Here is a 10,978-nt window from a genome sequence, read left to right as displayed (position 1 = left end):
GACCTATACTTTGATGCCAAGATGCACTTTCTGTGAAAAGGGCTGTCCCGAAAAGCCTTTGAAGAAATCGCAGAAAAGCGGCCGATGCCGCGAGTGAAGACACTCCAAAGCATATCGCACTCAGATCACCGCCGCGTCTGTTGCCGCGATCGATTCTGCCGTTATCAAGCTGCGCATACGGACCAAAGCAAGTCCGGAGAATTGGTCACGCTTCGTGATGCCCGAACATGCTCAGGCCGACGAGGAGCACGATGGCACCGATGATGAAAGCATCGAAAATAGCGAAATGATAGAAGAACGTTGTCATTGCAGTATCCTCCTGACGAATAGAATACTCCAAAACCGATTATTTTCCAGACATTACTTACGAAACGAAAGAGGCCGGGAGATATCTCCCGGCCTCTTCAGTATTACGCTAGTGCAATACGCTAATTTTGCTCTGCAGCAATATTAGTTCTTGGCCTTGTCGACCAGCTGGTTCTTGGCAATCCACGGCATCATGCCGCGCAGCTTGGCGCCGACTTCCTCGATCTGGTGGTTGTCGTTCATGCGGCGGATACCCTTGAAGCGGGCAGCACCCGAACGGTATTCCTGCATCCAGTCGGAAGTGAACTTGCCGGTCTGGATGTCGGTGAGGACGCGCTTCATTTCAGCCTTTGTTTCAGCCGTGATGATGCGCGGACCCGAGACGTATTCGCCCCACTCGGCCGTGTTGGAGATCGAGTAGTTCATGTTGGCGATGCCGCCTTCATAGATCAGGTCGACGATCAGCTTGACTTCGTGCAGGCACTCGAAATAGGCCATTTCCGGCGCATACCCGCCTTCGACCAGCGTTTCGAAACCGGCGCGGATCAACTCGACGAGACCGCCGCAGAGAACGACCTGTTCGCCGAAGAGGTCGGTTTCGCACTCTTCCTTGAAGTTGGTTTCGATGATGCCCGAACGGCCGCCGCCGACGCCGCAGGCGTAGGAGAGAGCGAGGTCAAGCGCGTTGCCGGAAGCATTCTTCTCAACGGCAACGAGGCAGGGAACGCCGCCACCCTTCTGGTATTCGCCGCGAACCGTGTGGCCAGGGCCCTTCGGTGCAATCATGACGACGTCGAGCGTCGACTTCGGCTCGATCAGGCCGAAATGTACGTTGAGGCCGTGTGCGAAAGCGATGGCCGCGCCATCACGGATGTTGCCGGCGATTTCGTCGCGATAGATGTCGGCCTGGAGCTCGTCCGGGGTCGCCATCATCAACAGGTCGCCCCACTTGGCGGCTTCTGCAACGGTCATGACCTTGAAGCCATCGGCTTCGGCCTTCTTGATCGTGGCGGAACCAGCCTTGAGCGCGATAACGACGTTGGTGGCGCCCGAATCCTTCAGATTCAGCGCATGGGCGCGGCCCTGGCTACCGTAACCGACGATAACGACGTTCTTGGACTTGATGAGGTTGAGATCAGCATCACGATCGTAATAGACGCGCATTGTAATTTCCTTCCCTTTGCTTGTCTTACAAAACTCTTCCGGCCGTCCTCAGGACTGTGCCGAACTCTTTTCACTGCCGTAGAGACGGAGGAAAGCAGACACCGCCTTCTCTGCCCTACGGCCGAAATCCTTGACCAAACGGCCGCTGTCTTCGCCGAGCAGCATACGCAGATGCAGGTCGGATACGATCAGGCCGTACAGCGTATCATAGGCGTCGTCGCGGTCGCCGAATACCAGAAGCCCGGCTTCGCGCCCCGCTTCCAGCAGCGCCCCTGCCCGTTTGCCGATCTGCCGGCGGCCGCGTTCCTGCAGCATCGATCCGAGCTTGGAGCCGTCGCGGCTCGCCTGCCCGATCGCCAGACGGTTCAGCGCCAGCGAAACATCGCCGGCCAGAACCTCCAGCAGGTCGCGGGCGAACAACACCAGGTGCTCCTGCAGCGTCGCCGCCGTCAGCGTTTCGGCGGCATCGTCGAAGGTGCGGACCTTGCTGGCCTGGAAGCCGATCATCGCCGACAGCAAACCGTCGCGATCGCCGAACCACTTGTACAGGCTTTCCTTCGAGCAATTGGCGGCCCGCGCCACCCCCGCCGTCGTCAAAGCCTTTTCGCCGCCATCAACCAGCAGACGCAACGCGCTGTCCAGAACATCGTTCTGGCGCGGCGAATAGTCCGGCTGGTGCGGGTGTGCGGCAAGCTGCAAGACATCATCTCCATTCACAGTACCGTACGGTACGGTTCGCCGCTTATGCCGCAAAGCCGGGAACGGGTCAACCCTGTTGGCAAAGGATTTTGACACACGGCGATACGCAAAAACAAATCTTGCGCATCGCGAATATCGGTCCCCCGGGAAACGTCGAAAGAATAATGGATACGATCACCAAAAATGGACACGTCCATGCAATCCGATCCCGTTCCGTTTCAGGATCTGGTCAGCTAGTGTGCGGCTTCAGACACCCATATTCCGGAGTTTTCATGCCCCGCCTGCGTACCCTTGCCCTGCTCCTGTCCGCCACGCTTGCCTTTTTCCCCATGTCTGCTGCCGCTCAATCCGATGAAGACGTCTACAACCGGATCGAATCCCTGCATGGCAATGCCGGGGACCTGAGCGAGCCGCTGCTCAGCCTGGTGGAAGCGATGGGCAACAGCGATGCGGCGACGATCGCCGGGCTTGCCGAATATCCGCTGCGGGTCGCCGCCAATGGCGAAAGCTACGAGATTCAGAACGCCGACGATTTCATCGAGAATTTCGACACGCTGGTGACGCAGGACACACGCGATGCCGTTGCCGGCCAGACCTTCGCCAAACTCTTCGTCAACAGCGACGGCGTGATGTTGGCGGATGGCGCGGTGTGGATGAGCAATGTCTGCGACAACGGCGATTGCAGCTCATCCCACTGGGCCGTGATCAGCATCAACAACTAATCGGCGGAGAAAAACCATGCGTCTTCACGTCATCGCGGTGACAGCCGTCATTGCCCTTGCCACAACAATACCCGTCCCTGCCGCAGAAGACGCGCCCTATGCCGGAAGCTGGGACTGCGGCGTCGCCACCTTCCGCTTCACCAAGGCCACCTATGACGCCGGCGAAGGGCCGATGCCGATCCGCAAGGTCGAAAAGGAGAATGGCAATTATATCCTTTCCTTCGACGATAACTACCGGATCGGCCTTTCGAGCGTTACGCCGACGTCGATGCAATGGCTGTCGATGGCAAGCGGCGACACGTTCGACTGCAAACGCCTGAAACCCTGATTTTTCGTCGCCCGCTGCGCCCGAGGACGTTTCCATGAAGCTTGCATCGCAACGCTTCTGATGGCATCGCCCCAGTCAGCCAACCCGGCAACGCTCGGCAAGAAAATCGAGAAACACCCGCACCCGCGCCGGCATATGGCCGCCCTGGCCGAGAAAGATCGCGTGAACCTCCTCGCTATCTGACACCGTGAAGCTCTCCAACACCGGCACCAGCGTACCGCGCGCAAAATCGCCCCGCACCTGAAAATTCGCAAGCCGCGCTAGGCCCGCGCCCGCCAGCGCCAGCTCCCGCAATGCCTCTCCGTCGCTCGCCTGGATGCTACCCACCGGCTTGATCACCCGATCCACTCCGTCAACGCATAACGGCCAGCCGCCGCTGGCGCGGACATAGTTGGGTCCAAGCAGATTATGCCCGGCCAGATCGTCCGGATGTTTTGGCATGCCCCTGCGCTGGATATAGGCGGGGGCCGCCGCGATATGCAGTTTCACCGTGCCCAGTTTTCGCGCCATCAATGCAGAGTTCTTCAACGGCCCGGCCCGCACGGCGACATCGGTGCGATCTTCCAACAGATCGACGACATGATCCGTCAGCGATAGGTCGAGCGACACATCCGGAAACAGCGCCATGAAATCGGGAAGGACCGGCAAAAGCATATGGCGGCCGAATGGGACGTTGGTGCTCACACGAATGCGCCCGCTCGGGCTGTCGGAAGCCGCAGCCGCCCGTTCGGCCTCATCGAGATTGGCCAGCACCCGCACGCCATGTTCGTAGTAGCGGCAGCCTTCCGGCGTCAGCTGCAGCTTGCGCGTCGAGCGATTGACCAGCCGTGCATTCAGCCGGGTTTCCAGCCTCGTCACGAGCTTGCTGACCGCCGAGGGCGTCATGGCGAAATCACGGGCGGCGGCCGAAAAGCCGCCGAGATCGACCACCCGCACGAACACTTCCATCTCGCCGGAGCGATTGATATCCAGCCGCGCCATTGTGCCCTCACCTCACAAATCCTGTGCCTTATCGTTGTCTAGTTCTCAAATCGGCGCGCGTCCATATCTGATCCATCGACACATAGGAGACTGTCATGGACCAGCACAAAACCGCCCTCATCGTCGGCGCTCAAGGCGTCATCGGCGGCAATCTCGCCCGCCATCTCGAAACATTGGAGGATTGGTCGGTCATCGGCCTTTCCCGGCGCGGCGGCACCTCGACGGACAAGATCCGGCACATATCGGTCGACCTGCTCGACCCGGTAGATTGCTTCAACAAACTTGCCGAACTCTCGGAAGTGACTCACATTTTCTACGCCGCCTATCAGGACCGCCCGACCTGGGCCGAGCTGGTCGAGCCCAATCTGGCTATGCTGGTCAATGTCGTCGCCACCATCGAACAGGTGGCGCCGAACCTTGCCCATGTCAGCCTGATGCAGGGCTACAAGGTCTATGGCGCCCATCTCGGGCCTTTCAAGACACCGGCGCGCGAGGACGAAGACAAGCACATGCCGCCGGAATTCAACATGGACCAGCAGGCCTTTCTGCAAAGCCAGCAGCAAGGCAAAGCCTGGACGTGGTCGGCACTGCGCCCCTCCGTCGTCATCGGCGTTGCCACCGGCAATCCGATGAACCTGGCGATGGTCATCGGCCTCTATGCCTCGATGTCGAAGGAACTCGGCCTGCCGTTGCGCTTCCCCGGCAAACCCGGCGCCTACGACACGCTGCTCGAAATGACCGACGCCGGCCTTCTGGCGAGCGCGACCGTCTGGGCGGCCACCCATCCGCAATGCGCCAACCAGGCCTTCAACATCGCCAATGGCGACCTGTTCCGCTGGAACGAGATGTGGCCGAAGATCGCCCGCTTCTTCGAAATGGAAACGGCGGCACCATTACCGATGTCGCTCAATGGGGTGATGGCCGACAAGGCAGCACTCTGGTCAAAGATGAAGGAAAAATACGGGCTCGCCAATCACCCCTATGAGGCCGTCTCGTCCTGGGCTTTCGGCGATGCGGTGTTCAGCTGGAACTATGATTTCTTCGCCGATGGCAGCAAGGCGCGGCGGCTGGGTTTCCATGACTATGTGAAGACCGACGAGATGTTCTTCTCGGTGTTTCGCGAAATGCGCGCCCAGCGCATCATTCCGTAAGCGAACGATACATTCGGCCATCCGGCGTGCGGGCCACCCCGCGCCGTATGGCCGAATACGCTGGTGGCTTAATTACACGCCCTTGCCGCCATCCGGCGGAATGGCCTGTAGCGTTTCCTTCTGGGTGATCAGCCGGGCGGTGTGCTGGCCGCTGAGATAGATCCACAGCCAGCTCCAGGCGACGACGAAGCGGCTGCGCGTGCCGATCAGGAAGTAGATATGGGCAATGCCCCAGATCCACCACGCGAGCGCGCCTTTCAGCTTGAACCGGCCGAAATCGATGATCGCCGACCGCCGGCCGATCGTCGCCAGACTGCCCTGGTGGCGGTAGCGGAAAGGTGGCAGCGCCGGCTTCTGCGCCAGCCGCGCCTTGATGACCTTTGCCACATAAGCGCCCTGTTGCTTGGCGGCGGGCGCAATACCCGGCACCGGCTTGCCATCCTCTTGGATCACGGATGCCGTATCGCCGACAACAAAGACATTCGGCAGGCCTGGTGCGCTCAGGTCCTTGTCGACGATGACGCGGCCTGCCTTGTCGGCCGGGACGCTCAGCCACGCGGCAGCGGGCGAAGCCTGGACGCCGGCAGCCCAGACGATTGTCCGGCTGCCGATGAAACGCTCGCCGATCATCACGCCCTGCGCCGTGCATTCCGTCACCCGCTCGCCGGTATGCACCTCGACACCGAGCTCTTCGAGCGCCTTTTGCGCATAGACCGACAGTTCTTCGGCAAAGCTCGCCAGCACCCGTGGCCCCGCCTCGACCAGCACCACCCGGGTCTTGCGGGTATCGATGTTGCGGAATTCCTGCAGCAGGGTGACATGCGCCAGTTCGGCGATGATCCCGGCAAGCTCGACGCCGGTAGGCCCAGCGCCGACAATGGTAAAAGTCAAGAGTGCGGCCCGTGCGTCGGGATCGGTTTCCATCTCGGCCTGCTCGAAGGCCAGCAGCAGACGCCGGCGAATGGTGGTGGCATCCTCCAGCGTCTTCAGTCCCGGCGCCACGGGTTCCCATTCGTCACGGCCGAAATAGGCATGCGTCGCCCCTGTCGCCAGCACCAGCGTGTCGTAACCAATGGTCTCGCCGCCATCCAGCGCCAGGGTCTTGGCTACCGGATCGACGCTATCGACTTCCGCCAGAAGCGTGGTGACCTCCGGCCGGTCGCGAAACACCCGCCGGATCGGCCAGGCGATTTCCGAGGTGGCCAGAAGGGTCGTTGCGACCTGATAGAGCAGCGGCTGGAAGAGATGATGATTGCGCCGGTCGATCAGGGTGATTCTAACGGGCGAACCTTTAAGATCCTTGACCAGCTGCAGACCGCCAAACCCGCCACCAACGACGACGACATGGTGTAGGTTATCCTGCGGCATGATCGTATCTCCTGTTTTGCGTACAACTTCTACGCTTCGGCACCGATAGACAACTGCGCTTTCGGCATGGCACCCGTGCACAGGCAGGAAGGGGATTCGAAACGTCACCTACCGCGCATATTCCACCGGCACCGACATGCCGCTCTTGAGGATTTCCATCGAGATCGAGGCCGAGACATCGAACAGCTCGACCTTGCGGACGATCTGCTTGTAAATGACGTCGTAATGCTCGACGCGCGGCAGCACGACCTTGAGGATGTAATCGTAATTGCCGGTCAACCGGTGCGCCTCGACGATCTCGGGAATATCGGCGATCACCCTGCGAAAGATGTCGATCCAGTCGTCGGAATGGTGCGCGGTCTTGATCAGCGCAAAGACCGTGGTCGGCACGCCCATCCTGTCACGGTCGAGAACCGCGATCCGGCGGGCGACATAGCCGGTCTCTTCCAGCCGCTGGATGCGGCGCGAACAGGCGGAGATCGACAGGCTGACCTTGTCGGCGAGATCGCCAACCGACAGGCTGGCATCCTCCTGCAGCAACGACAGAATCTTCCGGTCCCTTTCGTCCAGCACGCCCTGTTCTCCCCGGCACCTTTGCGCACTCAAAAAATATTTGCGCCAAAAATTCAAATCATGCAAAAAATACGCGCGAACGATCGCAATGTCACCCAAAAAAGCGAACTCTTTCCGCCATATATCAGTGACAATCGCAGTATCAAAAAACACAGCGGAACAGGAACGGCATCATGCGCAAGATCGGTCTCATCGGTGGAATGAGCTTTGAAAGCTCGGCAGTCTATTACCGGATGATCAACGAGGCCGTTCGCGAGCGCCTCGGGGCCTTGCATTCCGCCGAAGTCATGCTGCATTCCGTCGATTTCCAGACCATCGTCGATATGCAGAAGGCCGGCCGCTGGGACGACGCTGCCAAGCGCCTGTCCGAGGTCGCGCAAGGGCTCGAAGCCGCCGGCGCTTCCTGCGTTTTGATCTGCACCAACACGATGCACCTGATCGCCGACCAGGTTCAGGCAGCGATTGCCGTGCCGCTGATCAACATCATCGACGAAACAGCTACCTCGATGAAGGCCGCCGGCGTCAGGCGTCCGTTGCTGCTGGCCACACGCTACACGATGGAACACGGTTTTTATACCAACCGCATGGCTGCCGATGGTGTCGATGTCATGGTGCCGAATGCCGAGGATCGTACGCTCGTGCACGACATCATTTTCAACGAACTCTGCGCCGGCGCCATCCGCAACAGCTCGCGGCAGGCACTGATGGCCGTCATCGAGCGGGCAAAGAATCAGGGCGCCGACGCCATCATCCTCGGCTGCACCGAAATCTGCCTGATCTTGGATCCGAAAAACCTGCCTCTGCCCGGCTTCGATTCCACAGCCATCCACGCAGACGCGGCGGTTGAATTTGCGCTTGAAGGCGTGCCGCAGAGCGGCAAGCAGGCTGCCTGAGGTCAGCTCAAAATACTTGACTCAGTCAAATAAATTGCGATCATGGCATTTATAGGAGAATGCCATGTCGCACCAAGCACTGTCACATCCGGCCTTTGCCGAAATCGGTGACGACGAGATCGAGCAGATCCGCGCCTTCAACCGGTTCTACACCAACCGGATCGGCGTGCTCGACCGCGCCTTCATGGACACGCCCTATACGCTGACCGAAGCGCGCGTCATTTATGAGCTGGCGGCGCATGACACCACATCGGCATCCCGGCTGACGGAAGAGCTTTCGCTCGACCCGGCCTATCTCAGCCGCCTGCTCAAATCCTTCACCGATGCCGGCCTGCTCGAAACCACCAGAGATCCGGCTGACGGCCGAGGCCGTCTGCTGCAACTGACGCTGCGCGGCAGGGGCGTTGCCACTGATCTCGCGCAACGGTCGCGCCGGCGAATCGCCGCTCTCTTAGAGCCGATCTCCGAAGACGGCCGCCGCGATCTCGGCGCCGCCATGGCGTCGGTGCAGACGCTGCTGTCCAGCGGCAGGAACACCGCAGCTGCCATCACCATCCGGTCGCACCGGATCGGCGACATGGGCATGGTCATCTCCAGCCAGGCAAAGGCCTATACCGAAACCTACGGCTGGAACGGCGAATACGAAGCGCTGGTCGCGGAAATCTGCGCCGCCTTCATCCGCAATTTCGATCCCGCCTGCGAACGCTGCTGGATCGCAGAACGCAATGGCACATTCCTCGGCAGCATTTTTCTCGTCAAGGGCAGCAGCGAAGGGACGGCAAAACTGCGCCTTCTGCACGTCGACAGCGCCGCACGCGGGCAAGGCCTCGGCACAAAACTGGTCAACGAATGCATCGGCTTTGCCAGAGAGGCGGGGTACCGGCGGCTCGAACTCTGGACCAACGATATCCTCGTCTCGGCACGCCGCATCTATGTCGCTGCCGGATTCACCTTGGAGAATGAGGGGGCGCACCACTCCTTCGGCATGGATTTGATGGGTCAGATCTGGGCGCTGGACTTGACAGCCCCAACCTCAGAAAGGGCCTTACCGGCCTGATATCGCTGCGCAAGCCAGTCATGCTCCGTCAAACCGGCTGATCTAAACGGGTCGATCACGGTGCCCGCGACGATCGCAGCCAACAAGCCCGGCATCGGCGTCACTTTGGCAACGGTAGAGACCAGCCGGTCGCGCACCCAGGCAATCGCCCCCGAATCCGATTGGTAGAATGGCGTGAAGGCAAGCGACAACAGCTGGAAAAGCCGAACATGGTTGCGCCGGGCACGGGCATAGGCGGCCAGCGCAGAGGGGATATCGACGGAACTCGCCAGCGCATGACTGAGCGCCGCCGCATCGAGCAGGGCCATGTTGGCGCCCTGCCCCAGTTGCGGGCTGGTCGAATGGGCGCTGTCACCGATGAAAACCAGGTTGCCGCTGTAGGGCGGCAGCGCGGTACGATGGGCATAGCGGGCCAGCGTCAGTTGCTCCCAATCGCCGATTTGGTCGAGAACCGGCTGACACTTCGGCCAGTAGTCGCGAATGACCGACTTCCAACGTGAAAGACCGGCCGCCTTGACCGTCTCGACATCGGCAATCTTCAGGCTCCAGAAAAACGCCACCTTGTCCGGATCATCGACGGTGGCGCGGCCGGCCGGCAGCAGCCCGATCATCACCTTGGCCTTGTCGTAGCGTTGCGACAGCGCGGCTGGATCATAGTCGGCACCCGCACCGTCCAGCGTCGCCCAGAAGGCGCCATAAGTGAGGTCGCGAATGGTTGGCGCCGCAGTGGAGCCGGCTGCCAGCGTCGAGCGCGCGCCGCTTGCATCGATGACCAGATCGTAATCACCGGCATCGCGTAACGCCTGGTCCTTTAACACGGCGCGCTCTCCATGCTGCACAGTCGAGGTAAGACTGATCCCGGTGCGGATCGGAATGCCACCTTCAACCGCCGCATCATGCAAGGTGTTGAACAAAGCCGCGCGCTGCACCGCCAGCCCGTAGCGCCCGCCCGGTGCCGCATCATAACGCACGTCCAGAACCGTCCGGCCAGTGACAGCATCGGCGCCGTGCAGCCGGTCGATGCGGTTTCCGAGGCCTTGAATAGTGTCAAACAGGCCGAGTGCAGCGAGCACCGTAAGCCCCGTCGGCTGCATCAACAGGCCCGAGCCGACGGGTGCCGGTGTATCGAAACGTTCAAGGATTTCGACGCGATGACCGGCGCGCGACAGGAAAAGGGCAACCGCCAGTCCCGCAGGGCCCGCTCCCACCACGCCAATATCGAGCTGTTTCATCAATGCCTATCCGGATATCGCCCCAGCCGCATCTCTACCAGCGGGCGCAACGAACCGTCCAGCCGATAAAAGGCATCACGGCGTCAGGCAGCTGCGTCATACTCGACGCGGGCAGCCCTGATCGCCTGATGATGCTCCACCGACCAGTCGACCAGCCCCTTGACCAAAACGAGGAAAGACTGACCGAGTGGCGTCAGGCTGTATTCGACGCTGGGCGGCTGCGTCGGAAAGACCTGACGGCCGATATAGCCGTCGCGCTGCAGGTCTCGCAACGTCTGGGTCAGCATGCGCTGGGAAATATCCGGGATCAGGCGCCGCAGCGCCGAAAACCGCATCGGCCCATCGGCCAGAGCCAGGATCATCAGCGTGTTCCACTTGCCGCCGATATTGTCGACGACGTCGCGGACCGGGCAATCCTGCCCCGTGAACACCATGCCCGCAAAGACGGTCACCTGCTCGCCCTCTGTCTTTCCTGCCGCCGTGTTCATAGGCTGGTTCCCTTCA

The 10,978-nt window shown here is 60.8% G+C and carries 13 protein-coding genes; 5 read left to right on the top strand and 8 right to left on the bottom strand.

All coding sequences use genetic code 11. The annotated features are described in order from the left end of the window. Nucleotides 1–450: 450 nt before the first annotated feature. From ilvC to ACP7E6_RS03165, 3 genes are read right to left on the bottom strand one after another with little or no spacing between them, the layout of a single operon-like run. Nucleotides 451–1,470 carry a ketol-acid reductoisomerase gene (ilvC, locus tag ACP7E6_RS03175; RefSeq protein WP_426227824.1) on the bottom strand — a complete coding sequence of 340 codons (1,020 nt, stop codon included), beginning with the start codon at nucleotides 1,468–1,470 and terminating at the stop codon, nucleotides 451–453. A 48-nt stretch (nucleotides 1,471–1,518) separates the two neighbouring features. Next, complete coding sequence (locus ACP7E6_RS03170; protein ID WP_426227822.1) at nucleotides 1,519–2,169, bottom strand: TetR/AcrR family transcriptional regulator; 651 nt, start codon at nucleotides 2,167–2,169, stop codon at nucleotides 1,519–1,521. A gap of 14 nt (nucleotides 2,170–2,183) precedes the next feature. Next, on the bottom strand, nucleotides 2,184–2,366 hold the full coding sequence (locus ACP7E6_RS03165) for a hypothetical protein (RefSeq protein ID WP_426227820.1): 183 nt from the start codon (nucleotides 2,364–2,366) through the stop codon (nucleotides 2,184–2,186). Between the two features lie 75 nt (nucleotides 2,367–2,441). On the opposite strand from ACP7E6_RS03165, the gene ACP7E6_RS03160 reads away from it, so the two are divergent. Together ACP7E6_RS03160 and ACP7E6_RS03155 are read left to right on the top strand one after the other, a co-directional pair. Beyond that, the gene (locus tag ACP7E6_RS03160) at nucleotides 2,442–2,891 is read left to right on the top strand and encodes a hypothetical protein (protein WP_426227816.1); all 450 of its coding nucleotides are present in this window, start codon (nucleotides 2,442–2,444) and stop codon (nucleotides 2,889–2,891) included. Nucleotides 2,892–2,907: 16 nt separating this feature from the next. Next, entirely contained in the window at nucleotides 2,908–3,219 is a 312-nt protein-coding gene (locus ACP7E6_RS03155; RefSeq protein ID WP_426227814.1) for a hypothetical protein, read from the top strand. Between the two features lie 75 nt (nucleotides 3,220–3,294). Here ACP7E6_RS03155 and ACP7E6_RS03150 read toward each other — a convergent pair whose 3' ends face one another. Further along, nucleotides 3,295–4,200 carry a LysR family transcriptional regulator gene (locus ACP7E6_RS03150; RefSeq protein WP_426227812.1) on the bottom strand — a complete coding sequence of 302 codons (906 nt, stop codon included), beginning with the start codon at nucleotides 4,198–4,200 and terminating at the stop codon, nucleotides 3,295–3,297. Between the two features lie 95 nt (nucleotides 4,201–4,295). Here ACP7E6_RS03150 and ACP7E6_RS03145 point away from each other — a divergent pair, with 95 nt between their 5' ends. Further along, on the top strand, nucleotides 4,296–5,351 hold the full coding sequence (locus tag ACP7E6_RS03145) for an SDR family oxidoreductase (protein WP_426227810.1): 1,056 nt from the start codon (nucleotides 4,296–4,298) through the stop codon (nucleotides 5,349–5,351). A gap of 72 nt (nucleotides 5,352–5,423) precedes the next feature. Here ACP7E6_RS03145 and ACP7E6_RS03140 read toward each other — a convergent pair whose 3' ends face one another. Beyond that, complete coding sequence (locus ACP7E6_RS03140) at nucleotides 5,424–6,719, bottom strand: NAD(P)/FAD-dependent oxidoreductase (protein ID WP_426227809.1); 1,296 nt, start codon at nucleotides 6,717–6,719, stop codon at nucleotides 5,424–5,426. 108 nt (nucleotides 6,720–6,827) lie between these two features. Then, nucleotides 6,828–7,292 (bottom strand): Lrp/AsnC family transcriptional regulator, encoded by a 465-nt coding sequence (locus ACP7E6_RS03135; RefSeq protein WP_426227807.1) that lies wholly within the window; start codon nucleotides 7,290–7,292, stop codon nucleotides 6,828–6,830. Between the two features lie 173 nt (nucleotides 7,293–7,465). Here ACP7E6_RS03135 and ACP7E6_RS03130 point away from each other — a divergent pair, with 173 nt between their 5' ends. Next, complete coding sequence (locus ACP7E6_RS03130; protein WP_426227805.1) at nucleotides 7,466–8,185, top strand: aspartate/glutamate racemase family protein; 720 nt, start codon at nucleotides 7,466–7,468, stop codon at nucleotides 8,183–8,185. Nucleotides 8,186–8,249: 64 nt separating this feature from the next. Beyond that, the gene (locus tag ACP7E6_RS03125; protein ID WP_426227803.1) at nucleotides 8,250–9,242 is read left to right on the top strand and encodes a bifunctional helix-turn-helix transcriptional regulator/GNAT family N-acetyltransferase; all 993 of its coding nucleotides are present in this window, start codon (nucleotides 8,250–8,252) and stop codon (nucleotides 9,240–9,242) included. On the opposite strand, the gene ACP7E6_RS03120 is transcribed toward ACP7E6_RS03125, so the two are convergent. Together ACP7E6_RS03120 and ACP7E6_RS03115 are read right to left on the bottom strand one after the other, a co-directional pair. Then, the gene (locus ACP7E6_RS03120) at nucleotides 9,185–10,474 is read right to left on the bottom strand and encodes an FAD-dependent oxidoreductase (protein WP_426227801.1); all 1,290 of its coding nucleotides are present in this window, start codon (nucleotides 10,472–10,474) and stop codon (nucleotides 9,185–9,187) included. The two genes, ACP7E6_RS03125 and ACP7E6_RS03120, sit on opposite strands and share 58 nt — an antisense overlap. An 83-nt stretch (nucleotides 10,475–10,557) precedes the next feature. Further along, the gene (locus tag ACP7E6_RS03115; RefSeq protein WP_426227799.1) at nucleotides 10,558–10,962 is read right to left on the bottom strand and encodes a winged helix-turn-helix transcriptional regulator; all 405 of its coding nucleotides are present in this window, start codon (nucleotides 10,960–10,962) and stop codon (nucleotides 10,558–10,560) included. Nucleotides 10,963–10,978 lie beyond the last annotated feature (16 nt).

The sequence above is a fragment of the Pararhizobium sp. DWP3-4 genome, assembly GCF_049898205.1.
Classification (GTDB): Bacteria; Pseudomonadota; Alphaproteobacteria; order Rhizobiales; family Rhizobiaceae; genus Pararhizobium.
The sequence above is the reverse complement of the archived record's forward strand: the minus strand, read 5'-3'. Positions and strand labels throughout refer to the sequence as shown.